This is a genomic window from Streptomyces sp. NPDC091271, assembly GCF_044757505.1.
Classification (GTDB): Bacteria; Actinomycetota; Actinomycetes; order Streptomycetales; family Streptomycetaceae; genus Streptomyces.
Window position 1 is genome coordinate 866,823 of the sequence record NZ_JBIVVD010000004.1, and the last position, 24,669, is coordinate 891,491.

Genomic DNA, 24,669 nt, shown 5'->3' on the forward strand with positions numbered 1-24,669 from the left:
GATATTGACAAGGAGTTCGTTCGAAACCGGGCCGGCACATGTGCCCGCGGTCCGCGAGCTCCACCACCGCACTCATGCGGCGCTCCCGCACCGGCCAGCAGAGTGTGGAGGGCCCGGCAGGACAAGGCCGCGAGCGTGACCACCGCGGTCGCGAGGCAGTCATCCTGCGCAGGTCCCTGCGGGTGGCCATCGCGGCGAGCGTCGGGTTCTATCCGCTCCTGCGCGCCGCCGAACGGCCGGCCGCGGCGCTCCACGCGCTCTTCGCCCTCGGCCGATCTGAAGGTGGATTCCGACCGGATCGCTTCGCTTCTCACCGGCGGCCACCCGGTTTCCGTGCGTCGCTCCGTGCCGGAGCGGACGGATACTCGCCGGCATCCATGTCCGTCGATCTCGAGGTGTGGATGACGAGCCTCAGCGATCAGTCGAACCGGGTCGACGCTTCGGTGACGGAGTCGCGGAACCGGTGACGTCATGGGGCGTGTGCTTGAGGTGCCGCCACGTGTGGATTGAGTAGCATTCCGGACGAAAAGGGGTGGGTCTCGGGCAGCTTCCGGGGCGCAAGCGGAACGAGTGGACCGAGGTGACCATGGCGGCCGAGAGTGTTCAGTACCCGAGTTCGATCGTCCCGGTCGGGCATGTCGAGCCCGTGCCGCGGCGTATCCGGGGGACGATCGGTGGTCGCGTCGCCTTCGACACCCGGCGTGCACTGTATGTGTGGGAACGGTCCGCCTACCCCCAATTCAGCATCCCGGCAGCCGACTTGGTCGACGCTGTGCTCGCCGACGACGACCACGTGGAACAGTTGGGTGTCGGGCCCGCCCGACGTCACACGCTGCGGGTCGGATCCGAGGTTCGCGAGGGTGCGGCATGGGTGTGGGACCACGGAGCCCCGGCACGTCTCCAGGGCACCGTCCGCTTCGAGTGGGAGGCGCTGGACTCCTGGTTCGAGGAGGACGAGCCGGTCTTCGTCCACCCGAGGAGCCCTTACTCCCGGGTGGACGCGCTGAGTTCGTCCAGCAGCGTCCGCGTGGAGCTGGACGGCGTAGTGCTGGCGGAAGCCCCCCACTGCGTCAAGCTGTTCGAGACCGGCCTGCCGACCCGCTACTACCTCGACCGCACGCACGTCGACTGGACCCGGTTGCGTCACTCCGACAAGGTGACCCGCTGCCCGTACAAGGGCACGACGAGCGGCTACTGGTCGTTCGCCGGTGAAGTCGCCGCCCACCCGGACATCGCCTGGGCGTACGACTTCCCGACGATCCACGCCAATCGCATCGCGGGACTCATCGCGTTCTACAACGAGCGTGTCGATCTGTCCGTCGACGGAACTCCGCTGTCGCGGCCCTCAGCCCCGGCCGAGTAGAGCGTCGAGTGCCTGGCCCAGCGCCCTCGGGTGGCGCGCTGCCCCGGAGCAGGGCGAGAGCTCTCAGAGCCCGGTGACCTTGGCGCTCGCCGACAACTCGTAGACCAGGGTGACCGTGCGGTGGCCGTCGGGCGGGACCGTGACGTCCCAGCTGACGATGCCTTCGGCGTCAACCGTGCCGGGCTCGGGGGCGCAGAGCTCCTTCCGCAGACGTATCTCCACGGCCGAGACCTCGGAGACCGGGATCCGCTCCCGAAGGGTGACCACCCGGTCGTCACGCTCGCCGGGCCCGCAGAACCTGGACACGTGCAGTCGGACCGTGCGGGTGATCACGGTCCGCTGTGTGATTCCGGCGGTGTCCCGTGACTCCTCGGCATGCCGGACCACGCGATGGTCGTCGCAGCTGCCGAAGGCGAGCTCGACCGGGGCGCCGGGGGCGGCGAAGTCCAGCGTGCCGCGCCCGGCGAACCCACTGCCGCGGACCAGATCCACGGGACCGGCGAGCAGCGCGTGGCCGGCCAGGTTGTCGAAGCGTACGACCCGGGTGACCAGGGGAGACAGCTCGGGTGAGCAGGCGTACTCACTGCGCGCCTGCGTGGTGAAGGCGGACAGCGGCACACGGTGCGCGCGGCCGTCACCCGGCACGGAGACCTGAGCGGGGGACCGCAGCACCCGTGCCTCGCCGCCGTCGTCCACTCCCGGCAGTCCGACGACCGGGGCCGGGCCGAGGGTCCCGATCTCCTCCTCACGCAGCTCGACACCGACCGTGCGGCGCTCCGCGGCGGAGCGGTCCGTGAGCGTCAGCCGGTCCTCGTCGAGGCGCGGTGGTTCGGTGGCGAGCGCGGAGCGGGCCGTCGACAGCGTCAGCCGTACGTCGGACCAGTCCTCTCCGGTGCGCTGCCAGACCATCGCGTCCGTCTCCAGCGTCAGGGAGTCGCCGTCGAGCACCGCCCGGTAGGCGGGCCGCCACAGCGCACACGAGGTGAGGTGGCTCAGCCGCAGCCCGACCGGTCCGGCGGCTGCGGCCTCCAGGGTCAGTTCGATGTGGCCGACGAGTTCGGCGGGCTCCTCCTCGGCCACGTGCATGGCTCGCTCGGTCTGCCCGAGCTCGTCGGCGAGAGCGGCCAGCCGTGTCTCCACGGTGCGCAGCTCCTCGCCGCACGAGGCGCGTTCGCCGTCGACCCGGTCCAGTTCAGCCGCCCAGCGGGGTCTGTCCGTCTCCCCTGAGCCGGCACCCTCGCCGATCTCCCGCAGCAGATCTGCGGCGAGACGGCCGAGCAGCTCCCGGCGCGTGTGCAGCCGGTCGCGCCGCTGTTCCAGGGTGAGTCGTTCGTCTTCGAGTGCGTGCAGCCGTCGGCGCAGGGCGGAGTCGTCGTCGCCCTGCGGCAGGGGCCCGCGCGGCATCCAAGTGCGCGTGATCCGGACGTCGAGAACGGTCGCCGGGTGATCGGCGGACAGTTCGGCATGGAGCGTCCGGTCGACGGCCAGTGCACTGACCGGGCCGAGACGCAGCCGCTGGACCCCTGTTTCCAGGTCGAGCACGACGGCACGCTCGACGTGGGCGCGATCCTCCAGGCAGGTCACAGCGGTCACGGGAAGGGCGATGGGCTTCGGACTCGTCGTCATGGCGTGTGTCAGCTCCTGCGGTTGCCGCCGACGAGGGCCTTGCCGGCCGGCATGCGGATCTCGTAGCCGCCGTCGAGCACGGCGGTGCCTCCGGCAGGCAGTTCCACCCGCCAGACGCGGGTGCCCGGGGCATGGCGATCGGGCCCCGGCCCTTCCTGGAGCGCCGTCCAGTCGGCCCGCTCCTCGATCCGGACGTCCGGCTCGGAGCTGACGGGCACCCGCTCGCGGACCTCCAGGGTGACGGGCCCCGGGAGGCGGTTGGCCAGCTCCACGTGGACGCGGTGGTCGAGCACGGTGGTGCTGTTCCGCAGACCCGAGGTGGACTCGTGGAGGTTCGTACGGCGGGTGACCTGGATACCCTCGGCGGGCCCGAGCCCGACCCTGCGTACGCCGCCGGGGGCGAGCGTGGGCAGGGCGGCGGTCAGCAGGAAGTCGTCGTCGACCGTGACTTCCACCGGGCCGGCGAGGAGGGCCTGGTCCGAGGCGTTGGAGAGCACCAGGGTCGCGTACACGGTCTGTTCCACGGACGGTACACAGAGGTACTCGGTGTGCATGCCTACGGCGATCTCGCCGACGGTGACGGTGTGCCAGCTGCCGTCCGACGGAATGTCGGCTCGGGCGGCGGTGTCGAAGCGGTGGTCGAAGGAACCCGCCGACTCCCGGGGCCGCACCGCGTGACCGGGCAGCGGCAGGGTGGCCACGGACTCGGCCCGTCGGCGGTACTCGGCCGCCACCGGGTCGAAGGGAGAACCGGGGAACAGCTTCCCCCTGCGGCCTTCCTGGGCGTCGGGCCCGTACAGGACGAGCGCGGCGTAGTCGAGCTCGGCGCCGCTGGGCCGAGGAGGACCGGCCGCCGGGGGCGGAGGCGGCGGAGCTCCGCCAGGGGCCGCGGGTGCCTTTGCGGCTGGCGTACCGGAGCTCCGACCTCCGCCCGTACGCGGGCGGAGGCGCTGCGCCGGGGCGGGCGGAGCTCCGGCGAAGAGCTCGGGGGAGGCGCCGCCCACCTGGGGCGGCGCCGAGAACGCGGGGGGAGGCCCGCCGTACCCCTGGGGCGCAGGCGGCGGTGGAAGGGGTCCGGACGGGACGACCACGGGCGGGGCGGCCGAGGCCGGGCGGGGGAGTGCGGCGTCGTACCCGGCGAACAGATCGGTGAGACCCGCCGGGGGCTCGCGCCATCCGGAAGGCGCGGAGGCTGGCTGCCCACGTCCGACCCGGATCGAGCGGAGCCTCGGGAGCTCGGTCCCGCGCCGCAGATCGGCCGTCGCCAGGCCGACGGACACGCCGGTCCAGTCCTCGCCGGTGCGCTGGGCCACCGAGGCACGCAGCACCAGGCGGCCGGTGCGCTCGCCCTGACGATAGGTGAGCCGGTAGGCCGGGGCCCAGAGGGCGCCCGGCACCCCGTACTCGAGCTCGAGCTCTACTTCCACGCCGGGGTCATCGGCACCGGAGACGTCGACGAGCAGCACGGCGGAGACCGTGGTGTCCACGTGCGCCGACGGCGCGTCGGTGGAGGCGCGGGCAAGCCTGTCCACGGCGATCCCGAGCTCGTGCCCGGCCTGCCGCAGCGCCTCCTCCAACTCGACGAGGCGGGCGTGCAGGCCTGTCAGCCGTTCCTCCACGAAGCCGGCGAGCTCCAGCCACGCGTCGACCGGGGTGCGACGATGACCGTCCTCACGTCTGCGGGCCGGTGGGACCGGACGCAGAGCCCCGACCTCCTCGATGAGGCTCAGCTGGTGGTCCCGGCGGCCCTGCGCTGCCGTGTACTCCTCGCGAAGCCGCTCGACGCTGCTCCGCAGGTCTTCGGACCCGGGCGTGCCGAGCGGCTCAGCCTCGACCTCCACCCGGGCCTCGCTGACCCGCGCCCCGCCCACCCCTTGAACGCGGGCGCGCAGTGAACCCGGATCGAGCGAGCGGGGCAGTCCCGTCACCCGCACCCTGCCGCCCGGCGGCACGACGCCCCGGGCCAGACGGCGGCAGACCGCGCCCTGCTCGTACACCACCACGGAGTCGAGGACCGACCCCCACCTCTGCACTGCCTCGGCCGTCATGTGTTCCGCTCCCCGTCGATGCCGACCCGAGTGTACGCCGGGGCTGCCGCGCGCTTCCGCGTCGGACGGCCCTTCGCCCCAGGCCACTTCGCCCGGGGCGGGCAGCCGGCGGAGGGCTCAGCCGAGCCGCCCCACCCTGAACGTGGTGGTATAGGTGCGTTCCTCGCCGGGAGCCAGGAACGTCATGGAACCGTTCTCGCGTGCCGCGGTCTCGCCCTCCACATGGTGGGTGGACGGCTCGAAGCCCACCGCGTACGCACCCTCGCGCAGATGCAGCCACTGGAAGAATGCAGGGAACTGTGCCGCGTCGTACTCCAACTCGAAGTACACGCCGAGACGTTCGTTCACCAGGCGGGGGCGGACGCGGCCGTCGGCGTCCGGCTCCAGCTCGTGTTCGTAGACCTGCTCGACGAAGCCCGTCCGCGGGCCGGGCATCGAGGTGTTCGAGACACCTTGCTCGGCGACGCTGTCGCTCTGCCACAGTGTGCGGCGCACGGGCATCTCGTAACGCGCGCCCTCGTCCAGGAAGGGCCAGCCGATGTTTATGTGGTACAGGTACAGGTACATGTGCGGTGTGGCGTCGAAGCCCGCGTTGCGCACCCGGTCGGTCAGCCGGATCTCCGTGCCGCCGAGATCCGCCTCGATACGGCGGGTGAGCCGCAGGTGCTCACCGAAGATCGCGGCCTGGCGCACCTCGCCCTCGGCCCACAGCACGCAGCGGCCGTCGTCCTGCCACTGTTCGCCGTAACCGGTCAGCCGGGCTGGCAGGTTGGCGACGCGCCCGTGCAGGCCGTGCGACACCGTGCGGCGAGGGGGATACCGGTACTGGGAGGCGTCCACCTCGGCGCCGAAGAGTGTGTGGTCGAGGCCCGCGGTGAGCAGCAGTCCCGAGAAGCTGCGCATCATCGAGAGGCCGTCGTCGTCCCGGTATTCGTGCAGACCGGGATGGCGGAACCCGGTCGCCGAGCGCCAGCCGAAGCCGCGGCCCTCGAACTCCGCCCCGCCCAGGTCCATGGCCCGGTCCACGAGAACGTCGAAGGAGAGACCCGCACCGGTGCGGAACTCCAGTGTGCGGATCCCGCGTTCGGAACCGTCGTCCAGGACGACGGACCGCACGCCGCCCGCCGCGCTCAGGTCGCCGGAGAGCCGCGCGAGGGCCTGACGGTCGTAGTCGCGTCCGTTCAGCTTCACGACATCACCCACCCTCCGTTGACCTCGATGCACTGGCCGGTGACGAAGGAGGCATCGGGGCCCGCGAGGAAGGAGACCACCGAGGCCAGTTCGCCGGGGCGGCCGCGCCGCTTCAGCGACTGACGCTCCAGCACCTGGCGCCTGTAGGCCTCAGGGTCCTCATGGATCTCCTCGGCCGCGGTGGGAAAGGCCCCGGGGGAGACGCAGTTGACGCGGATCTCCGCCGGTCCCAGCTCCCGGGCCAGAGCCCGCGTGAGCGCGACGGCGGCACCCTTGGTCGAGACGTACGCGGCGAGCGAGTCCCAGCCTCCGTGCATGGTGATCGACGCGACGTTGACGATCGCCCCGCCACCGGTGGCGGTCATGCGGCGCGCGGCGGCCTGTGCGGCGACCCCCGGGCTGGGTGCTGCACCACAACACCGACGGCTGGCGCGGGACGGCGCCGGTGGACGCCGCCCAGTACGGCATGTGGCCGACCGGCGGAGCCTGGCTGTGCGTGATGCTCTGGGACCACTACCGCTTCACCGGTGAGACCGGTGCGCTCAGCCGCAACTACCCGGTGATCAAGGGCGCCGTGGAGTTCTTCCTCGACACGCTGGTCGTGGACGCGAAGACGGGCCGGCTCGTCACCAACCCCTCGCAGTCGCCCGAGGTCACCCACCACCAGGACGAGGGCGAGAGCGTCAGCATCTGCGCCGGCCCCACCATGGACATGCAACTCCTCCGGGATCTGTTCGACGCCTACCGGCAGGCCGCCAAGGTGCTGGGCCGGGACCGCGGACTCGTCGAACGGGTCAGCGAGGTACGCGACCGGCTCGCGCCCACGAAAATCGGCTACCTCGGCCAGATCCAGGAGTGGCTGGAGGACTGGGAGGAGGCGGCGCTGGTGCGGAGCCGCCATGTGTCCCACCTGTACGGGGTGTTCCCCAGCGCGCAGATCAATCCTCGCACGACCCCGGAACTCGCCGCCGCCGCGGTGAAGAGCCTGGAGCTGCGGGGTACGGCGGGGCAGGGCTGGTCCCTCGCCTGGAAGATCAACATGTGGGCCAGGCTCCTGGAGCCGGTGCGCGCCTACCAGCACCTGGCGGACCTGCTCACGCCGGCGCGGAGCAGATCAGGCTCAAGGAACTCATGGCCCGCCGTTCGCGCCGGGTCTACGTTCTCGCGGACGCGGCGAAGCTGGGCGTGGTCCCCTTCCGCGCCTGGGCCCCCTGGCAGCCAGGCTGGACCCTGGTGACCGACGACTCGGCGGACCCGGGCCAGGTGGACGCCCTGCGCGCCCGCGGCGTCGAAGTCCTGCTCGCTGCGCCGGCGGTCCCGCCCGGCTCGCCGGCGCGGGTCGCTCCGCTCAGGATCCAGATCGTTCTCCGCCGCCGAGGGCCCAGGCCTCGATGTCCCGGTAGTGGATCGGCCCACGGCTACGGCCGGCGTTGCTGCCGACCAGATGCAGACGCTCGGCCTGCCACGGGCTGCCGGTGAAGCCTGCGAACCCTTCAGCGATCTCTGCCGCCGAGGTCCGGTCTCCTCGGCGGGCACGGGCCAATGTCAGATGGGGGCGCAGAGGCCGGTCCTCGAAAGCGACACCGGAGCCCTTCACCGCCGTACGCACATCGGCGGCGAGCATCTGCAGCTCGTCGAGCCCTCCGTCGATTCCGCTCCACAGCACCCGGTCGTCGAAGGTGCCGCTGCCGCGCAGGGCCAGCCGGGGCGGCCGGCGGTCCGCCGCGAGGAGGGCGAGCGGCCGGCGCAGGAGCGCAACGTTCCCGACCGGAAGCTCCCCGAGGAAAGCCAGGGTGATGTGCCAGTCCTCGATGCGGTTCCATCGCATGTGAGGGTGCGTCTCATACGCGGGCCGCAGCTCCCGGGCCAGCTCCTCCTTCGCGTGGTCGGGCGGGGCGAGGGCGATGAACACGCGTACGGTCGCGGGCTGGGTCTGTTCGTTCACACAGGTCTTCGTACAGCATCCGGTCGGCCGGGCTCCGTACCGGGTCTGCGGTGGACCCGTTCACACCCGCCCACGGAGGCCCGCCCCGACGGCCGTGCCGGAGGAGACGCCCCTGCGGCACACGGTCGCGGGGCCTCCCCTCCGCCCGCCCGGCAAGGCGGGTGAGCCCGCTGATCCGGCCGGATCAGTTCGGGTTGTCGCCGTGGGTGAGTGTCTCCCAGGCCACGAAGAGGTTGTTGCTGCCGGCCGGGCGGTTCCGCTCGGTCAGCCGCTGTGTGTTGGTCATGGCGGTGCCGAGGCGGTTGTGCAGCGCGTTGTAGCCGACCTCGGTGACGGGGCCGAGGCCCGGATGCAGCGACCCGCCGCACAGCCAGGCCGGCGCAGGCTCGCCCAGCTCGTACTTGGACTGGAAGCCGAGCGCCTGCCGCAGCCGCTCTCCGACGTCCGTGCCGTAGAGGTCCTGCCCCTGGATCCGGCTGGTCTCGGCGATGTGGGCGATGGCGGAGATGCCGTACCCCGTGTGCGTGAAGTCGCGGCACGTCTCCTGGGTGAGCCCGGTGACGAAGGTGGACTGACCCTGCCAGTACTTGACGATCTTCGCGGTGGTGTCGAGATTCTGGCCGGGCACGGTCCTGGGCACAGCGCCGTCGGAGGCGAGGTAGACGTACGCGGCCGTACGCGTCCGGAATCTGGCCATGGCCTTGTCGTAGGACGTCCTGTCGTCGAGGAACACCGATATGCCGACCGCGGCCTCCATCATCGACAGCTCCCAGTTTCCGTTGGAGTGGGAGCCGTTGATGACCTGGGGCAGGTAGACGTCGCGCAGCATGGTCGCGAAGCGCCCGGAGTTCGACCAGGTCCCGGTGTAGGTGTACTTGATGATCTCGGCCGCCTTCGGCCAGGAGGAGCCGGCCCAGCCGGTCTGCAGCGGGGCGTTGCTGTTGGTGTGACTCCTGATCACCGCCGACCAGGCGTCCATCAGCTCGATCGACTTCTTCGCGTACCGCTCGTCGCGCGTGATGTACCAGGCGAGGGCGTTGGTGTAGGCGGCTATCGCGTCCTCACGCTCGTCCGTACAGCCGTAGTTGGGGTTCGAGTAGGAACCGCACTCGACGGTCGCCCGGGGCTTGGCGGTGCGGCTCGGGTCGGCGTACTTGCTCGCCATCATCTGGTCGAACGCGCCCTTCCAGGGCTGGGCCCCGGCGCCGACCTTGTCGCGGGCGAATTCCAGCTGGCCTTCGGAGACGGTGACTCCGGGGTGCGTGAAGGCGGCGGGCGCGGCCTCGGCAGGGTGGGCGCCGGGCAGGGAGAGGAAGCCGGCGGTCAGAGCGGCGGTCGCGACGGCCGCGGTGAGCATGAGCGCCGGACGCCGGACGGAGCGGTGGAACGCGGAAATGGCAGGCATGCGGGGGCCATCCGTTCGTCTATGTGAACGATGCACTGGATGTTGAACACTCGCGCTGACCGGAGACCATAGGTACAGACCAGAAGCCCGTCAAGGCCCTGCCGCGAGACAACTGCTCAACCACCTTTCATGGAGGAGAACTTGACCGGGCAGTGCGTCACGCCCACCGATCCGAGAGCGCTGTTCGGCGACGCGAGGCCCGGGGGTGGTGACCCGAGGTGGCCGTGCGTCGTTGAGCCGCTGATCGATACCGCACGGCTAACCGGGAGTACTGATGGTGACGGCTCGGCAGAAGTGCTCCCGGGCGGGTGTCGCGCTCCGGTGCGGTGCCGCGACGTTCGTTCTCGTCCTGACCGGCTGCGGAAGCGGCCATGGGCACGGCGGAAGCGACGCGAAACCGCCCGCGGACACGCGCACGGCGGCCATGCCCGCCGCACCGGTGCCCAACGCCGCCCACTCTCTCCCGGCCGGCGGTTCGGCCGGGGCGGCCGAGGCCGAGGTGCTGAAGGCGTACGGCCTGATGTGGGCGGAGCAGATCAAGGCGTACCGGGTTGCCTCGGCGGACGGGACGGACCTGAAGCGGTACACGGCGCCCGACGTGTGGGCCGCGTTCCAGGCGGATCTGTCCCGCATGAACAAGGAGCGCACGGTGATGCGTGGCGACCTCGGACACGAGCCGGAGGCCGGCGTGCTCGCCGGCGTGCAGCCACCCACGGCGACGGTGAAGGACTGCGTGGACGGGTCGAATTGGCAGACCCTCGACACGACGACCGGCTGGCGGATTCCGTCGCCGCCCGGTCAGCCGGTCAGGTACGCGGTCACGGCGAAGCTGGAGCGGGCGAACGGGGAGCGGTGGACGGTCACCGAGTACACCGCGCACAGGACCCGACCGTGTCAGGGCCTGTCCGGCAGTTGATCATCGAGCCGCGTGCCCTGTGGCGCGACGGCCTTGCCATTCCGCGAGCCGCCGGTGATTCTGGGCCGGTGCCAGGCCAGAGGAAGAGGAAGCATCGGCAGGAGGCGGCGAGGCAGCGGCTGACGGCTCGCACCGCCCCGGACACGGGGCGCTGGGAAGTGCTCCTCGAGACCTGGGACGAGGCAGAGTTCCGTGATCGCCTGCGCAGTCTCCGGGCGGCACGGATCGACGAGTCGCTGATCCGGATCGACACGCTGTGCGGACGCCTGCTGCAGCCGACCACCTATCGGCTGAGCCGGTTCGTGGCGGGGCCCGACGGCCGGACCGGCTGACCCGGGTGGGGTGGGAGCGGACAGAGCCCAGGGGAGACCTCAGCCGCGTACGGCCTTCGACTCGGAGCGGTCGGCCACCGGCACGTCCAGGGGGCGGGCGAGCCCCACCACGCCCTCGTCGAGACGCTGCAGGTGCCGCAGCACACGGAAGGTCACCGACCCCGACGGCTGGGTGCCGGACCCGTCGTCCCGCAGCGTCGAGGCGATGCTGGCACCGGACTCCACCTCCCCCTTGGCACCCTCGTCCTCGACGTAGGCGCCGAGCACCTCGATGTTGTGGGCGATCCGCTGCCCCGCCCGGTGGAGCCGCGGATCGGCCGCGACGGTCTTGCTGTGCGGCACGAGCTCCGCGGTCGCCGCCAGCGAACGGGCGTGGTACGCACACGTCTCCAGGAGCGCCACCAGATAGCGCACGGTCTGACGCCGCCCACGCAGCGGAGTGATCGGGTAGGTCAACGGGTTGGTGGAGTCGCGCAGTTCGTCCAGCGCCGTGTCCAGGCTGCGCGCCTTGCCGAGCAGGTCGGACGCAGGCCCACCGCTGAGCTGCTCCACAGCTGCGGACGCGACGTCACCCAGCCGTTCCAGGACGGTTCCCAGCAGTTCGTCGGTACGGCGGTCCGTGCGCACCGGCAGCACCAGGACGGCGGCGATGACGCCGCACGCCGCGCCGATCGCGGTCTCCTCGATGCGCAGCACCAACACGTCGAAACTGTACGAGTTCAGCAAGGTGTACAGCAGGCCCAGCATGGCCGTGACGAAGAAGGACATGACCGCGTACGACAGCGGGGCCGTGAAGAACATCGCGAAGATGAAGACGAGGACCAGCGCGAACGAGACCCACGTGTGGTCACCGACCAGTCCCGCCAGCGCGACACCCGCGACCGCGCCCAGCATGGTGCCCAGGAGCCGCCGGTATCCCTTGACCAGGATCTCACCGGTGGAAGCGGTGTTGAGAAAGACCACCCAGCACGTGAGAACGGCCCAGTACCAACGCTGCGAGGAGAGGAACTCACCGCCGATCATGGCCAGCACCGAGCCCACCGACACCTGGAAGGCCGCCCTCGTGGTGGGACGCTGCAACCCGGCACGGTCCTCGTCCCCGGGCGTCTCGGAGGAGGCCAGCGCGATGTCCTCCGCGTCGAACTCCTCACGCGAACGGGTCGTGGCCGGAGAGTCGTCCGACTCGTCCTGGGGCCCGTCCAGCGCGAGTCGCAGCCCCAGGACGGACCGGGCGGCCTCGCCGATGCCCCGGAAGGCGTCTTGGATGCCCGACGGCGCGGACGGAAGCCTCTCCTCGTCGCGGTAGCCGAGCAGCCTGTTACGTATGTGGGCCACCGCCGTGCCGCCGTCGCGCGCCGCCGGGCGGCTCACCAGGAGGTGCAGCGCCTTGAGGTCCCGGCGCAGGGCGATGGTCGCGTCGTCCTCGGCCGGCCTCCAGTCCCCGGTGAGCGGTACGGGCGCGTGCGGCAGATGCAGGGTGAGGGTGTCGGCACGCTCGACGCTGCGGGCGTTCAACAGCAGCATCCCCAGCCTTTCCGTGGCGATCTCGGCGTCCGCGACCCGGCGTTGCAGCAGCGCGGCCTTGTCCGCGTCCGAAGTGCCCTCCTCCAGGCGCCCCTGGATCATCAGAGCGGTTTCATGCAGCCGCGCGGTGCGCCGTCGCATGTCGTCGAGCACCTTCTCCAACTGCTCGGGGCCGGCGTCGAGGAGCTCGATCTGCACGGAGACGAGCTGGGCCAGCCGCGTCCGGAAGGCGTCGCGCAGCCGTGTCAGGACGCGTTGGGGCGTTTCCGGAACGACGCCGAACCGCACCACCGCGCTGCAGCCGAATCCGACGGCCAGAGCCAGGTAGAGCTCCGGCAGGGCGGCCGTCGAGGCACCGACGAACAGCGAGAGGAAGTAGACCTGGAAGCCGATGAGGCCAAGTGCCGTACCACGCTCGCCGAACCGGCGGCAGTAGACGGCACCGAAGATGAGGGCGATGAAGAACAGGTCGCCCGCGACGACCTGCGAAGTCAACAGCGCGCCCAGCGACATCGCGACGAGTGAGACCGGCAGACCGAGGGCGAGCGTGACCGCCTGGTCGCGCACCAGCTTGTCCTTGATGGCGAAGGTGGCTGTCATCGCCGTCATCGCACCGGCGACCATGTGGTTGACGCCGGTGCCCAGCAGGGCCAGAACCACCAGGGCGAGGGCGATCGCCGAGACGGTCCGCAGCCCCGCCGTGAGCCTCAGCAGCCCCGGATCGGACGCCGCGAACCGATCCCACAACCTGGCCCCGCCCCGCCGCACTGCCCTCACCCTGCACTTTCTCCGCTACCCGCCGTGGTCCCACGTGCTCTTCAGCATCGCACGGCAGGGAACCCGAGGACCAACGGCCGCCCGGGTCCTGAGACGCGGTGCACACTGCCTACAGCCTCGCCGAGGCCGGGCCCATGGGCCGCCGGCACAAAACGCCGGTGATCTCGTCAGATGACCCGGCCCAGGGATTCTCGCGAGCCGCGAGCCCCCTATAGGTTGTTGCAGAAGGGCGGGTGCGGGCAGGCCAAAGTGGTGTTTGACCTGCTGGTTCAGCCTGCCGTGGCGAGGTTGTGCATAGTGGAGACGGCTTGGACGGCGTGGTAGCCGTCTCCTTTCTGGCGGCAGTCGCGGAGGATTTTCCAGTTCTCCATGGCGGGCAGGTCCGATTCTCGCCAGGCGTCGGCGTCAGCCTTGTTCCCGGGGACCGGGCGGGCTGAGGACCGGTGAACGTCTCCACCCACAACGGCTCAGCCCGCAACACCCCACCCATACAAGAGGAATGCCCTACCTCAGGCGTGCTGCAACAACCTTCAGGTCGTGTATCGAAAGTCGATTCGAGGCTGGGTGAGCAGGCTTTCGATACCACGGTAATTTCGTGCATCACCTGCGCCATATGTCCATCGCCGTCGACCAATGAGGACAGGGGCACAGACCGGAAGTCACGGTGCCGTTATGCGCTTATTGGGGTCAATTGGGCTATCTATTGCTTATGAGTGATCTCGACTATGCCGACAGGTCCGACTTCGAGGACGCCGACCGGGGCTTCCTCGCCGCCCTCTCACCGGCGGTGGTCCGGGCGGACGACGGCCGGGTGATCTGGGACGGGGAGGCGTACGCGTTCCTCAACGAGGACTGCCCGGCCAGTGCGCACCCGAGCCTGTGGCGGCAGAGCCGGCTGTGCGCCAAGCAGGGGCTGTTCGAGGTGACGGACGGGATCTATCAGGTCCGCAACCTCGATTTGTCGAACATGACGCTGGTCGAGGGCGACACCGGTGTCGTCGTCATCGACCCACTGATCTCTGCCGAGACCGCGGCCACCGCCCTCGCGCTGTACCGCGAGCACCGCGGCGACCGGCCTGTCACCGGGCTGATCTACACCCACTCCCACGGCGACCACTTCGGCGGCTCCCGCGGGGTTCTGCCGCACGGTCACTCCCCGGTGCCGGTGATCGCCCCGGCCGGGTTCCTGGAGCACGCGGTGGCGGAGAACGTGTACGCGGGCGGTGCGATGACGCGCCGTGCGGTCTACATGTACGGCGCCGAGCTGGAGAAGGGGCCCGCCGGGCAGATCGGCGCCGGGCTGGGCATGACGACGTCCACGGGCACGATCACCCTGGTTCCGCCGACGCTGGACATCACGCACACCGGTCAGGAGGAGACGGTCGACGGGGTGCGGATCGTGTTCCAGATGACGCCGGACACCGAGGCGCCCTCGGAGATGAACTTCTACTTTCCCGACCGGCGCGCGCTGTGCATGGCGGAGAACGCGACGCACAACATGCACAACATCCTGACCCTGCGTGGGGCGGTGGTCCGCGACACCCGTATCTGGGCGCACTACCTGGGCGAGGCGATCACGCTGTTCGGCGATCGGGCCGAGGTCGCGTTCGCCTCCCACCACTGGCCCACCTGGGGCCGCGACCGCATCGTCGACCATCTGGCGGGCCAGCGCGACATGTGGGCGTACCTCCATGACCAGACCTTGCGCATGACCAACCAGGGACTGACCGGAGCCGAGATCGCCGAGCGGATCGAACTTCCGCCGGCCATCGCGAACCGGTGGGCGAACCGCGGATACTACGGATCCGTCAGCCACAACGCCAAAGCCATCTACCAGCGCTACATGGGCTGGTTCGACGGCAATCCGGCCCACCTGTGGGAGCACCCGCCCGTCGAGCAGGCCAAGCGGTTCGCCGCCGACTACGGCGGCGTGTCAGCCCTGGTCGCCAAGGGTGAGGAGTACGCGGCCTCGGGGGATCTTCGCTTCGCCGCGACGCTGCTGGGGCACGCGGTCTTCGCGGCCCCCGACGACTCGAACGCCAAGCAGGCGCTGGCGTCGGTGTACGAGGAGCTCGGCTTCGGCGCGGAGAACGCCACGTGGCGCAACTTCTACCTGATGGGCGCCCAGGAGCTGCGCGGCACCATTGCGCACACCTCGCTGGAGACGACCAACCCCGAGATGGCGATGGCCCTGACCGTCGACATGCTCATCGACTCACTCGCCATCCGCATCGACGGCCCGCGCGCCTGGGACGAGAAGCTCACAATGGACTGGAACGTCACCGACGAGGGCCGCACCTGGCATCTACTGCTGTCCAACGGAGCCCTCACCTACCGCAGCACCGACAACGCCGCCGGGGTTGACGTGCCGGACCCGGCCGACCTGACCCTGACCCTGACCAAGTCGCAACTCCTCGGCGTACTGGCCGGCAGGGGACTGGCCGGTGCCCGCGTCCAGGGAGACCCCCAGGTCTTCGCCACGCTCACCAACCTGCTCGACACTCCCGACCCCGACTTCGCCATCGTCATGCCTTGACCGCGGCAAGCCACCTGGGCGTGGATGCCGTTGGTTCGGTTCCTTCGAATTCACCGGCGGCGGCACGTTCATCAACCTGGTCGCGACAACCACCAACGCGCTGAACGGGGCGCTGCTGGCCCGCCGCCCCGACCATTACAGGAACTTCACCGTGGTCGGCATCCTGCTCATGGCCGTGCTCGGGGGTACCGACGGAACACCGGTCCGAACCCTGAACCGTATGCAGTCGATCAACTGCCGCCGAGGCCAGACGGGAGGCCGCCCCGTCCTGGCACCGATCGGCAGCAACGGGGCTCAGGCATCGCCCACTGCTCGTCCGTCAGATCGCCCCGGCCCATGAGCCGAGATCATCCACAACAAGAAGCACTTTCGATACACGGCCTCCGGCATCCGGCGGCCGTACTGTCGAACCCCTTACCGAGGAGGACTGCTGATGCGCAGCGTGACCTATTCGATGGGCGTCTCACTCGACGGCTACATCGTCGGGCCGGACGGCGACTTCGACTGGACGGAACCCGACGAGGAGGTCTTTCGCTTCTGGCTCGACGACACCCGGGAGATCGGCGTCCACCTGATGGGGCGGCGGCTGTACGAGACGATGCTGTACTGGGAGACCGCCGACGAGGATCCCTCGCTCGACGACTCGATGCTCGAATGGGCCGCCCTCTGGAAGCAGCTGCCCAAGGTGGTGTTCTCCACCACGCTGCCGGCGGTGCAGGGCAATGCCCGCCTGGTCTCCGGCGGCCTCGCGCAGGAAATCGAACGGTTGCGGGCCGAGCCGGTGGAGGGCGACATCGCGATCGGCGGCGCGACGCTGGCCGCCGAGGCGGCCGCGTCGGGCCTGGTCGACGAGTACCGGGCCATGGTCTACCCGGTGCTCGTCGGCGGTGGCATTCCGTTCTTCCCCCGGCGCGAGCACCGGGTGGACCTGGAGCTCGTGGACACCCGCACCTTCGGGTCGAAGGTCGTCTACCTCCGCTACCGCGTAGCGCGTCAGCAGGCTCGTCCGCGGAGCCCCGAGAAGCCCTAGGAAGCACGACCACGCCCGCCCAACTGTCCGCCTGCCCGTCCGCGCAGCTTTCGAACGGGTTAAAGGCGCGGGCTAAATCCAGTGGGGAGGGCTGTTACTGTCCAGGGGTGGAGGTGGACAGGCATGGCATCTGAGGACGAGCTGTTCGCGTCGGTCGACGCACTGTTGGAGGAAGGGCCTCAGCTCCCGCCTCCGTCGGAGCGCGCCCGGCTCCGTGAGGCCGCCGGTATCACGCAGGCCCGGCTCGCGCAGGCCCTGAAGTCGACGACCCAGACGGTGAAGAACTGGGAGAACGGCAGGTCGGAGCCGAAGCCGCCCCGCCTGGAGGCCTACCAGCGGTTGCTGAACGGGTGGGCGGCGAAGTTTCCCACGCACGGCACCGGCGGCCCTGCGCCCTTTCCCACCCCGCCCCCCGCGCCGCAGCCGCAGCCCGCCCCCCACACGCTCACACCTCCGGCTCCCGCGCCGACGGCCGCCGTCCGACCTCACACCGTGTCGTCCGAACGCCCCGCCCGCCCCAGGGCGGTAGCGCGCCACCCGGTGGCCCGGACGGCCGAGCCCGCACAGGACCCGCGTTTTCCGCACGGCCCGCTCGTGGTCCTGGACGGCGACGGCTCCGCGTACGGCGTCGACGGCATCGTCCTGGACTGCCCGGCGACCACGGTCCCGGAGCTGGTGGAGTGGACCCTCGCCGAGTCCGGCCTCGGCGCGCCGCGCCTGCACCGCAACGGCAAGGACTCGGACCCGCTGCTCGTGCTCACCGCCGCCGCGGCCGTGAAGCTCGGACTCCCCGAACGACTGGAGGGCTTCGCGCAGCGCCGCTCCCTGCGCCTGCCCGATGACCACCCCGTGGTCAAGCAGGTCGCCGAGGCGAAGTGGAAGCTGACCCGGCGCGGCTTCGGCCCCTGGGCGCGCGTCTACCGCCCCGCCCGGACCGGACAGCGTCAGTGCGTGCAGCTCGCCGTCCTCTCCTGGGACGCCCTCGACGAGCGCTCCTGGCCGGGCGTCCAGGACATGGAACCGGCCGAAGTCGCCCGCGTCCTGGGGATCTACGCCCGGCGGGTCATCACCCCACGCGGCAGCACCGCCGTATCCGGGCTGGAACTGATGACCGCCCTGCGACCGCCCACCAGGGCCGTTCAGGACAAGGAGAGCGGCAACTGGGTGCCCGGCCACAACCCCGGCTCGCTGGGTACGGAGCCGATGGACCCCGCGCCGCCGGAAGCCAGGCCCGAACACCCCGTCGCACAGGGCTGGAAGGGCGGCTTCCTGAACGAGGAGGCATTCCAGTGGGTACGCGACGTCCCGCTGCTGACCGATGAGGAGTGCCTGCTGCCCCACGCCGTCGGCCTCGACCTCAACACCGCGTTCCTCGCGGCCGCCGCACGGCTGACGGTCGGCCTGTCCGCCCCCGATCACTTCCGCCACCCCCAGTTCAACCCGAAGATCCCCGGCTCGTGGTTCGTCGACCTCTCCCACGTCGAGCTCGACCCGCGCCTGCCCTCACCGTTCACACCGACCGGCGAACGGCCCACCGGCCCGGCCTGGTACCAGACCCACACCGTCGCCTACGCCCAGGAGCTCGGCCACAACGTCGCCCCGCTCGAGGCATACCTGCGCCGCGAGACCGGTGCGTACCTCGACCCGTGGCACGACCGCCTCAGGACGGCCTACGTCGACACCCTCGCCGATCTCGGCGTCACCAAGGACCTCACCGACACCGAATTCCTCACGGTGATGGAACACCACAAGCAGACCGACCCCGCACTGGCCGCCGTTCTCACCGCGGTCAAGGCGACCGTCAAGGGCGGCGTCGGCAAGCTCCGCGAGGGCCCCCAGGGCAAGCACTACCGCGACGGCGAGAGGTGGCCGGCCCTCGAGCGACCGACCTGGCGCCCCGACATCCGTGCCGCCGTCATCAGCAAGGCCCGGGTCAACATGCACCGCAAGCTGGTCAACATGGCCCGGATGACGGGGCTGTACCCACTCGCGGTCCTGTCCGACTGCGTCGTCTACCCGAGCCCGGGAGCCTCGCCACTGGACTTCCTGCCCTACAGCGCTTCCGGGAAGCCGCAGCCGGGAGGGTTCCGCCTCGGCCCCGGCCCGGGGCTGGCCAAGCTCGAAGGCGTCCAGGAGATGGCCTGGGCGGTCGATCTCATGGAGAAGGGCTACAACCCCGCACGGCACATCAAGGGTGGCGACGCCGTCCTCGACGAGGGCGAGTAGGGCCGTGGCCGCCGCCGGCACCACGTCCCGGCCGGAAGCCCGTACGGAGCCGGAGCGGACACCGGACCGCCACGACGCACACATGGGAGCCCCGGGGTTCTCCGTGCGCCCCGAAGGGAGCTGAACGACATGGGAGAGATCGAGGACGCCATCGAGCGTGCCGACCAGGAATCCTTCACCCGTGAGCCGCCGAAGACACTTCAGGGGCGTATCAACTACCTGCTTCGGCAGTTGGGGACCGCGAGGGCCGTGGCGGCGGAGGTCGGTGTCACCGCGGACTCCGTGAACCGCTATCGACGCGGCGCCAGGAAGAATCCGCCGGCGGACATCGCGTCGAGGATCGACGCGGCAGTGCGGTCCCGATGGCAGCCGCAGGTCCGCAAGCGCCGGCGCAAGCAGGCCGCCACCACCGGGATCACGGTGGAGACCAGGGCCCGCTTCGGCTACACGGCACCGGTCGGCACGACCGACGACGGCCGCTTCCGCCGCCTCACGGTCCGCCTCCCCGCCGAGTTCGCCCAGCGCCTGTTCGACGCCCGTGACGCCGGAGCCGGCGACCAGCAGATGCGCGACATCATCGCCGAAGGATTCAAGGAGACCTATTTCCAGGACGGTGGGAGCCGCGCCATGGGTATCTCGGACGTCGCCATCAACGACATCGACTACCTCGACCTCGACTACTGATCAGGACATGCGGCGCGCGCGACACATGGCTTGCCTCCGTCCGCTGCGGGCTCGGATCCGGACCTCGCCCACAAGGCGTGCGATAAGGTTGCCCGCCATGACCGGACTCGGACCCGTTGCCGCCTGGCCACCCGCCCCGATAAGGACCGCACGGCTTGTGCTCCGCGAGTCCGAGGGCCGGGACCGTGCGGCGTTCATCGAGCTGTTCTCCTCGCCTGAGGTGCGCACCTACCTCGGTGGCCCACGACCGCGCGAAGAGCTCGAACGCGCGGTGCCCGAGGTGCCCGGGCGGCGCCCCGGCCTTTTCGTGGTCGAACTCGACGGAGCGATGATCGGGATGGTCGCGCTCGACAGGCGCGAGGCCGAACGCCCGGGGCACGTCCACCCGGATGCCGGGGAAGCCGAGCTCGGTTACACCTTCCTGCCGGAAGCGTGGGGCCGTGGGTACGCCGTCGAGGCGTGCGCAGCGGCACTCGAGTGGCTCGCCGGCATACTCCCCGGCGAGCCGGTGGTGCTCTGCACCCAGACCGCCAACGACCGCTCGATGCGCCTCGCGGCCAAGCTGGGGTTCACCGAGGTGGAGCGCTTCGAGGAGTACGGCGCCGAACAGTGGTTCGGCGTGCGGTCCTCCGCCACCCCTTCCGGTTGAGGTTCGGACCGTTCGGCCTCGGGCGGCAGCGGCCGCAGGCCCGCCGTGTCAGCACTCCGGCTCACGGGGATCACGCAGCGGTGCGCCGAACCACCGGCCCAGCGCGGCTCCCAGACCGCTGACGTCGTCCGACTCGTAACCGGTCCACGCGATGTGGCAGTCGGGCCGCAGCAGCAGCCCGGTCGCGTTCGTCCCGTCCGTCCTGCCGCTCACGACATCCACCCGGTCGCGCCACGGTTCGGCGGCGTCGGCGAAGCCGCCGCCCAGGTCCAGCAGCAACGGGCGGCCGGAGGCCGTCAACTCCGCCAGCCGACGGGTTCCCCCGCCGGTGAGCAGCTCGATATCGGGCGCGAAGCCCTCCGTGGTCCCGGCGAGCAGGTGGGCGATGCGTTCGGTGCCCCCGGGCGAGGCGAGCAGTTCACCGAAGACGGACCGCAGAGCGGTGACTTCCGGCCCGGGACGCATCAGCGCCGACTGTGCCAGCGTCGAGGACACGACGCGTTCCGCGACAGGACGACGTTCCTCGTCGTAGGTGTCGAGCAGATCCTCGGGGGCCCACCCCCGCACCGTGGCGGCCAGCTTCCACCCGAGGTTGACCGCATCCTGAAGTCCTAGGTTGAGGCCCGGGCCACCGATCGCCGAGTGCACGTGTGCCGCGTCACCCAGCAGCAGTACCCTGCCGTCCCGGTAGCGCTCGGCCAGCCGGGTGTTCCCGCCGACGAGACGGCGGAGCAGATGCGGCCCGTCACCCTCCGGCGGACCTACCGGGACAGGCGCGCCCAGCACTCGCTCCGTGCTCGCCAGCATCTCCTCGAAGGACATGGGCGTACGGTGCTCGACCGGCGAGCCGCTTTCCGTGGTGTGGAGTACGGGCGCACGGCCGGGCAGCAGCCCCCACACGATCGTGCCTCGCTCCGTGCGCACGTACAGCAGGGGCGGCAGCGTGCCGTAGCCGGGGACGATCAGGCCGCCGTCCGCGTCGAGGTGCCCGTCCGCCACGGACACGTGCGCGGACCGGCTGACGAAGTCGTCGTCGGTCACACCGGGAAAGCCGATCCCCGACAGACGCCGCACCAGGCTGCGCCCGCCGTCAGCTCCCACCAGGTAACGGGTGGTGAGAGTCTCACCGCCTGCCAGGGTGATCCGGACGAGGTCGCCGGTCTGGTGCAGATCGGCCAACTCCTGCCCCCTGCGGAGAATCACGCCGAGCTCGACGGCGCGTTCGGAGAGGACCTTCTCGATCTGTTCCTGGGGCGCGGGCAGCAGGCTCACGGGATTGTCCTCGAGGCCGGCGAGCTCCAGCGTGAACGCGCCGAACATGTAGCGGGGCGCCGGCCGAGGCGGTTCGCCGGAGCCGCTGATGCGTCCATAGAGACCACGGCGGTCGAGCATGCGGACCACCTGTCCGACCAGACCGTTCGCCCGGGGTTCGGTCTTCGGCCCGGCGAGCCGTTCGAGCACGACCGGGCGCACTCCGGCCAACGCCAGCTCGCAGGCGAGCATCAGTCCGTTCGGACCGCCTCCGACGATGACTACGTCAAACATGGGCATCCTCCTGTTCAGGGCTAAAAAGCAGAAAAGACCGGAGAAATGGGCATGGGGCGGTAAGGGGCCCGCCCGACTGCGGGGTGAAGCGGAGGGCTACGGGTTGGGGAGCCCGGCGGCCAGCATGTCGAGAGCCCTGGGCAGCAGGACCTCCATCGGCTCCTCCGTACCGCCTTGCACGAACAGTTCGATCGCCACACCGTTGGCCGCCATCACGCTCGCGGCTGCCAGCCGGGGGTAGAGGTCGGACACGGGATCGGTGCCCGTGCGGTCGGCGATCGCCGCGGCGAGCTCCTTCTCCGCGGTCTTGCCCGCTCGCAGCATCTCGGCCTGCAGCACCGGCTCGGCCAGCATCACCCGCAGGCCGGCCACCCAGTCGGCGGGCTCCTGCGGCGGCATCTGCCGCACTTCCGGCCCCGGCTCCAACTGCCGCAGCGCAGCACGGGTGATCGCCTCCCACAAGGGCTCACCGGGCGGCCCCTCGCGCAGATCGGCAGCGACCCGCAAGGAGCGCTCGAGGTAGCGGAACGCGATCGCTTCGGCCTTGCTGGAGAAGTAGTTGTTGAACGTACGCGGAGAGACGCCCACCGCCTCGGCGATGTCCTCGACCTTGACCGCGTTCAACCCGCGCTCGACGGTCAGCCTGATCGCGGCCCAGCTCAGGGCTGCCCGCGTGGCTTCCTTCTTTCGCTCCCGAAGACCACTCACGTCATCCATGGTAGCAAAAACTGCGCGGCACGCAATATTGCGTGCCGCGCATAAACGTCCCGATCGTCTCGGTCGTGCCGGACGCTGGAGAGCGGCACCGCGCACAGGTCTCGGGGCGCAGGCATCGGCCGGTCCGCCGCACGCGAGCGGGCCCCCATACGCGATCGGGGGCCCGCTCGTCTCTACCTCTGCCTGCTGTTCACGCCCGACGCAGTGCGGAGCGGCCCGCGTAGCGCGCCGAGTCGCCCAGCTCCTCTTCGATCCGGATCAGTTGGTTGTACTTCGCCGTGCGGTCGGAGCGGGAGAGCGAGCCGGTCTTGATCTGGCCGCATCCGGTGGCCACCGCCAGGTCCGCGATGGTGGTGTCCTCCGTCTCGCCCGAACGGTGCGACATGACAGCCGTCCAGCCCGCCTGGTGGGCCGTGGCCACCGCGGCCAGCGCCTCGGTCAGCGTCCCGATCTGATTGACCTTGACCAGGACCGAGTTGCCGACACCGTCGCGGATGCCCTCGCGCAGCAGCGTCTCGTCGGTGCAGAACACGTCGTCGCCGACGAGCTGACAACGGTCACCCACGAGGGCGGTCAGCTCGCGCCAGCCATCCAGATCGTTCTCCGCCATCGGGTCCTCGATGGAGACGACCGGGTAGGCGTCGATGAGCTCGGCCAGGTAGGCGGCGTTCTCGGAGGGGGTGCGGCGCACCCCCTCGCCCGCGTACTCGTACACGCCGTCACGGAAGAACTCCGACGACGCCGGGTCCATGAGCAGGCCGATGTCCGCGCCGGGGCGGTACCCGGTGCGCTCGATGGCGGTCATCACGAAGTCGAGCGCCTCCTCGGCGGTGCGGAGCGCGGGCGCGAAGCCGCCCTCGTCGCCCACGCCCGTGGAGTGCCCGGCGGCCAGCAGATCGCGGCGCAGGGTGTGGAAGACCTCGCTCCCCATGCGGACGGCCTCGGCGAAGGTGTCCGCGCCCACGGGTGCGATCATGAACTCCTGGAAATCCAGCGGATTGTCCGCGTGGGCGCCGCCATTGATGATGTTCATCATCGGCAGCGGCAGTAGGTGGGCGTCGGCGCCGCCGAGGTAGCGGTAGAGAGGCTGGCGTCGGGCCGCCGCAGCGGCCTTGGCGGCGGCGAGGGAGACGCCGAGGATCGCGTTGGCGCCGAGCCGGGACTTCGTGGCGGTGCCGTCGAGGGCGACCAGTGCGGCGTCGAGACCGACCTGGTCCGCCGCGTCCCGGCCGCGCACGGACGCCGCGATCTCCCCGTTGACGTGGGCCACCGCCCGGTCGACACCCTTGCCGTGCCAGCGCGCGGAGTCCCCGTCGCGCAGTTCCACGGCCTCCCGAGTGCCGGTGGAGGCGCCGGACGGGACAGCCGCGCGCCCCAGGGAACCATCCGCCAGGACGACGTCGACCTCGACCGTGGGGTTGCCCCGGCTGTCGATGATCCGGCGTGCGGTGACGGTCTCGATGGTGGCTTCGGGGTGCTCGGCGGGTTCGACTGCCTTTGCGGACATGGGAGTTCCTTCCCGTTGTCATGTGTCGTGGCCCCGGCTGCGACAACGCTGGCGCTGAGCCCGACAAGGCCAAACCCTACAGCAATGCTGCTCAGTTTTGCTGTACAGCGTTGCTGTGCAGGTGAGCCGCACAGCAACGCTGACCAGCGGGGTAGAGTGCCCTATGCCCACCTCGGAAGCCGCCGCCATCGCCGCCGTGCTGCGCACGGCGATGGGCAAGCTCACCCGACGCGTCAAACACGAGGACCGCATCCCGCTGGGCCAGGTCGCGGTGCTCGGTGTACTCGACCGCGACGGCGCCATGACCACCAGTGACCTTGCCGCCGACCAGCGCGTACGACCCCAGTCGATGGCCCGGGCGGTGGGGCTGCTCATGGAGCAGAACCTGATCACGCGCCGGGCGCACCCCACGGACGGCCGTAAGTCGCTGGTCGAGCTGTCGGACGCGGGCCGGGCCGCACTCGAAGCGGAGCGCGGCCGCAGGGCAGGTTGGCTCGCGCAGGCGATCGAGGCCGAACTCACGGAAGAGGAGCGGGCGTTGCTGGCACGGAGCGCCGCCCTGCTGGAGCGGCTCGCCACACGCTAGCGGCCCGAAAGAAGCGTTCGCGTACCTTCTGGGCCGCACCGGCCGAAGGCCCGTGCACGTTC

20 protein-coding genes and 1 pseudogene are annotated in these 24,669 nt (G+C 70.6%); 10 read left to right on the forward strand and 11 right to left on the reverse strand.

Features of this window, described 5'->3' with window-relative positions:
* The first annotated feature begins 586 nt into the window (after positions 1–586).
* Positions 587–1,363, forward strand: a complete 777-nt coding sequence (locus tag ACIQM3_RS20460) for a DUF427 domain-containing protein (protein ID WP_401626497.1) — start codon at positions 587–589, stop codon at positions 1,361–1,363.
* Positions 1,364–1,426: 63 nt separating this feature from the next.
* Here the strand turns inward: ACIQM3_RS20460 and ACIQM3_RS20465 are convergent, their stop codons facing one another.
* The 4 genes from ACIQM3_RS20465 to ACIQM3_RS20480 form a co-directional block, all read right to left on the reverse strand.
* Entirely contained in the window at positions 1,427–2,989 is a 1,563-nt protein-coding gene (locus ACIQM3_RS20465) for a mucoidy inhibitor MuiA family protein (RefSeq protein WP_401626161.1), read from the reverse strand.
* An 8-nt stretch (positions 2,990–2,997) separates the two neighbouring features.
* Positions 2,998–5,037, reverse strand: a complete 2,040-nt coding sequence (locus tag ACIQM3_RS20470) for a DUF4139 domain-containing protein (RefSeq protein ID WP_401626162.1) — start codon at positions 5,035–5,037, stop codon at positions 2,998–3,000.
* A gap of 117 nt (positions 5,038–5,154) precedes the next feature.
* Positions 5,155–6,228 (reverse strand): aldose 1-epimerase family protein, encoded by a 1,074-nt coding sequence (locus ACIQM3_RS20475; protein ID WP_401626165.1) that lies wholly within the window; start codon positions 6,226–6,228, stop codon positions 5,155–5,157.
* Positions 6,225–6,593 carry an SDR family NAD(P)-dependent oxidoreductase gene (locus tag ACIQM3_RS20480; protein WP_401626167.1) on the reverse strand — a complete coding sequence of 123 codons (369 nt, stop codon included), beginning with the start codon at positions 6,591–6,593 and terminating at the stop codon, positions 6,225–6,227. The genes ACIQM3_RS20475 and ACIQM3_RS20480 overlap by 4 nt, the downstream gene beginning before the upstream one ends.
* Before the next feature lie 17 nt (positions 6,594–6,610).
* Here ACIQM3_RS20480 and ACIQM3_RS20485 point away from each other — a divergent pair, with 17 nt between their 5' ends.
* A complete protein-coding gene (locus tag ACIQM3_RS20485; RefSeq protein WP_401626169.1) occupies positions 6,611–7,465 on the forward strand; it encodes a glycosyl hydrolase family 95 catalytic domain-containing protein in 855 nt (284 codons plus the stop codon).
* Positions 7,466–7,576: 111 nt separating this feature from the next.
* On the opposite strand, the gene thpR is transcribed toward ACIQM3_RS20485, so the two are convergent.
* Entirely contained in the window at positions 7,577–8,173 is a 597-nt protein-coding gene (gene thpR / locus ACIQM3_RS20490) for an RNA 2',3'-cyclic phosphodiesterase (RefSeq protein WP_401626171.1), read from the reverse strand.
* A gap of 184 nt (positions 8,174–8,357) precedes the next feature.
* Positions 8,358–9,578 carry an alginate lyase family protein gene (locus ACIQM3_RS20495; RefSeq protein ID WP_401626174.1) on the reverse strand — a complete coding sequence of 407 codons (1,221 nt, stop codon included), beginning with the start codon at positions 9,576–9,578 and terminating at the stop codon, positions 8,358–8,360.
* A 274-nt stretch (positions 9,579–9,852) separates the two neighbouring features.
* Here ACIQM3_RS20495 and ACIQM3_RS20500 point away from each other — a divergent pair, with 274 nt between their 5' ends.
* The gene (locus tag ACIQM3_RS20500; RefSeq protein WP_401626176.1) at positions 9,853–10,494 is read left to right on the forward strand and encodes a secreted protein/lipoprotein; all 642 of its coding nucleotides are present in this window, start codon (positions 9,853–9,855) and stop codon (positions 10,492–10,494) included.
* A 68-nt stretch (positions 10,495–10,562) separates the two neighbouring features.
* A complete protein-coding gene (locus ACIQM3_RS20505) occupies positions 10,563–10,826 on the forward strand; it encodes a hypothetical protein (RefSeq protein WP_401626179.1) in 264 nt (87 codons plus the stop codon).
* A gap of 39 nt (positions 10,827–10,865) precedes the next feature.
* On the opposite strand, the gene ACIQM3_RS20510 is transcribed toward ACIQM3_RS20505, so the two are convergent.
* Complete coding sequence (locus tag ACIQM3_RS20510; RefSeq protein WP_401626182.1) at positions 10,866–13,127, reverse strand: FUSC family protein; 2,262 nt, start codon at positions 13,125–13,127, stop codon at positions 10,866–10,868.
* Between the two features lie 269 nt (positions 13,128–13,396).
* Positions 13,397–13,498, reverse strand: a pseudogene (locus ACIQM3_RS20515) (IS5/IS1182 family transposase); the annotation flags it as partial.
* Positions 13,499–13,836: 338 nt separating this feature from the next.
* Here ACIQM3_RS20515 and ACIQM3_RS20520 point away from each other — a divergent pair.
* The 5 genes from ACIQM3_RS20520 (at position 13,837) to ACIQM3_RS20540 (ending at position 20,252) form a co-directional block, all read left to right on the forward strand.
* Entirely contained in the window at positions 13,837–15,663 is a 1,827-nt protein-coding gene (locus tag ACIQM3_RS20520) for an alkyl/aryl-sulfatase (protein ID WP_401626184.1), read from the forward strand.
* Positions 15,664–16,096: 433 nt separating this feature from the next.
* Complete coding sequence (locus ACIQM3_RS20525; RefSeq protein WP_401626187.1) at positions 16,097–16,693, forward strand: dihydrofolate reductase family protein; 597 nt, start codon at positions 16,097–16,099, stop codon at positions 16,691–16,693.
* A gap of 123 nt (positions 16,694–16,816) precedes the next feature.
* Positions 16,817–18,919 carry a telomere-associated protein Tap gene (gene tap / locus ACIQM3_RS20530; protein ID WP_401626190.1) on the forward strand — a complete coding sequence of 701 codons (2,103 nt, stop codon included), beginning with the start codon at positions 16,817–16,819 and terminating at the stop codon, positions 18,917–18,919.
* A 129-nt stretch (positions 18,920–19,048) separates the two neighbouring features.
* Positions 19,049–19,603 (forward strand): telomere-protecting terminal protein Tpg, encoded by a 555-nt coding sequence (gene tpg, locus ACIQM3_RS20535; protein WP_401626193.1) that lies wholly within the window; start codon positions 19,049–19,051, stop codon positions 19,601–19,603.
* 97 nt (positions 19,604–19,700) lie between these two features.
* Positions 19,701–20,252, forward strand: coding sequence for a GNAT family N-acetyltransferase (locus ACIQM3_RS20540; protein WP_401626196.1), 552 nt, complete (start codon positions 19,701–19,703; stop codon positions 20,250–20,252).
* Positions 20,253–20,300: 48 nt separating this feature from the next.
* On the opposite strand, the gene ACIQM3_RS20545 is transcribed toward ACIQM3_RS20540, so the two are convergent.
* The 3 genes from ACIQM3_RS20545 to eno all read right to left on the reverse strand — a co-directional run bounded on the left by ACIQM3_RS20545 (position 20,301) and on the right by eno (position 24,021).
* A complete protein-coding gene (locus tag ACIQM3_RS20545) occupies positions 20,301–21,797 on the reverse strand; it encodes an FAD-dependent monooxygenase (RefSeq protein ID WP_401626199.1) in 1,497 nt (498 codons plus the stop codon).
* A 96-nt stretch (positions 21,798–21,893) separates the two neighbouring features.
* Complete coding sequence (locus ACIQM3_RS20550; protein WP_401626202.1) at positions 21,894–22,514, reverse strand: TetR/AcrR family transcriptional regulator; 621 nt, start codon at positions 22,512–22,514, stop codon at positions 21,894–21,896.
* Between the two features lie 190 nt (positions 22,515–22,704).
* Complete coding sequence (gene eno, locus ACIQM3_RS20555; RefSeq protein WP_401626205.1) at positions 22,705–24,021, reverse strand: phosphopyruvate hydratase; 1,317 nt, start codon at positions 24,019–24,021, stop codon at positions 22,705–22,707.
* A gap of 163 nt (positions 24,022–24,184) precedes the next feature.
* Between eno and ACIQM3_RS20560 the strand changes: the two genes are divergently transcribed.
* On the forward strand, positions 24,185–24,607 hold the full coding sequence (locus ACIQM3_RS20560) for a MarR family winged helix-turn-helix transcriptional regulator (RefSeq protein ID WP_401626208.1): 423 nt from the start codon (positions 24,185–24,187) through the stop codon (positions 24,605–24,607).
* The last annotated feature ends 62 nt before the right edge of the window (positions 24,608–24,669 follow it).

What these genes read in the sequence shown, in the direction of transcription:
- ACIQM3_RS20460 (WP_401626497.1), top strand. Translation starts at nt 587, where the DNA reads ATGGCGGCCGAGAGTGTTCAGTACCCGAGTTCGATCGTCCCGGTCGGG.
- ACIQM3_RS20465 (WP_401626161.1), bottom strand. Translation starts at nt 2,989, where the DNA reads ATGACGACGAGTCCGAAGCCCATCGCCCTTCCCGTGACCGCTGTGACC.
- ACIQM3_RS20470 (WP_401626162.1), bottom strand. Translation starts at nt 5,037, where the DNA reads ATGACGGCCGAGGCAGTGCAGAGGTGGGGGTCGGTCCTCGACTCCGTG.
- ACIQM3_RS20480 (WP_401626167.1), bottom strand. Translation starts at nt 6,593, where the DNA reads ATGACCGCCACCGGTGGCGGGGCGATCGTCAACGTCGCGTCGATCACC.
- ACIQM3_RS20495 (WP_401626174.1), bottom strand. Translation starts at nt 9,578, where the DNA reads ATGCCTGCCATTTCCGCGTTCCACCGCTCCGTCCGGCGTCCGGCGCTC.
- ACIQM3_RS20500 (WP_401626176.1), top strand. Translation starts at nt 9,853, where the DNA reads ATGGTGACGGCTCGGCAGAAGTGCTCCCGGGCGGGTGTCGCGCTCCGG.
- ACIQM3_RS20520 (WP_401626184.1), top strand. Translation starts at nt 13,837, where the DNA reads ATGAGTGATCTCGACTATGCCGACAGGTCCGACTTCGAGGACGCCGAC.
- ACIQM3_RS20525 (WP_401626187.1), top strand. Translation starts at nt 16,097, where the DNA reads ATGCGCAGCGTGACCTATTCGATGGGCGTCTCACTCGACGGCTACATC.
- tap (WP_401626190.1), top strand. Translation starts at nt 16,817, where the DNA reads ATGGCATCTGAGGACGAGCTGTTCGCGTCGGTCGACGCACTGTTGGAG.
- tpg (WP_401626193.1), top strand. Translation starts at nt 19,049, where the DNA reads ATGGGAGAGATCGAGGACGCCATCGAGCGTGCCGACCAGGAATCCTTC.
- ACIQM3_RS20540 (WP_401626196.1), top strand. Translation starts at nt 19,701, where the DNA reads ATGACCGGACTCGGACCCGTTGCCGCCTGGCCACCCGCCCCGATAAGG.
- ACIQM3_RS20545 (WP_401626199.1), bottom strand. Translation starts at nt 21,797, where the DNA reads ATGTTTGACGTAGTCATCGTCGGAGGCGGTCCGAACGGACTGATGCTC.
- ACIQM3_RS20550 (WP_401626202.1), bottom strand. Translation starts at nt 22,514, where the DNA reads ATGGATGACGTGAGTGGTCTTCGGGAGCGAAAGAAGGAAGCCACGCGG.
- eno (WP_401626205.1), bottom strand. Translation starts at nt 24,021, where the DNA reads ATGTCCGCAAAGGCAGTCGAACCCGCCGAGCACCCCGAAGCCACCATC.
- ACIQM3_RS20560 (WP_401626208.1), top strand. Translation starts at nt 24,185, where the DNA reads ATGCCCACCTCGGAAGCCGCCGCCATCGCCGCCGTGCTGCGCACGGCG.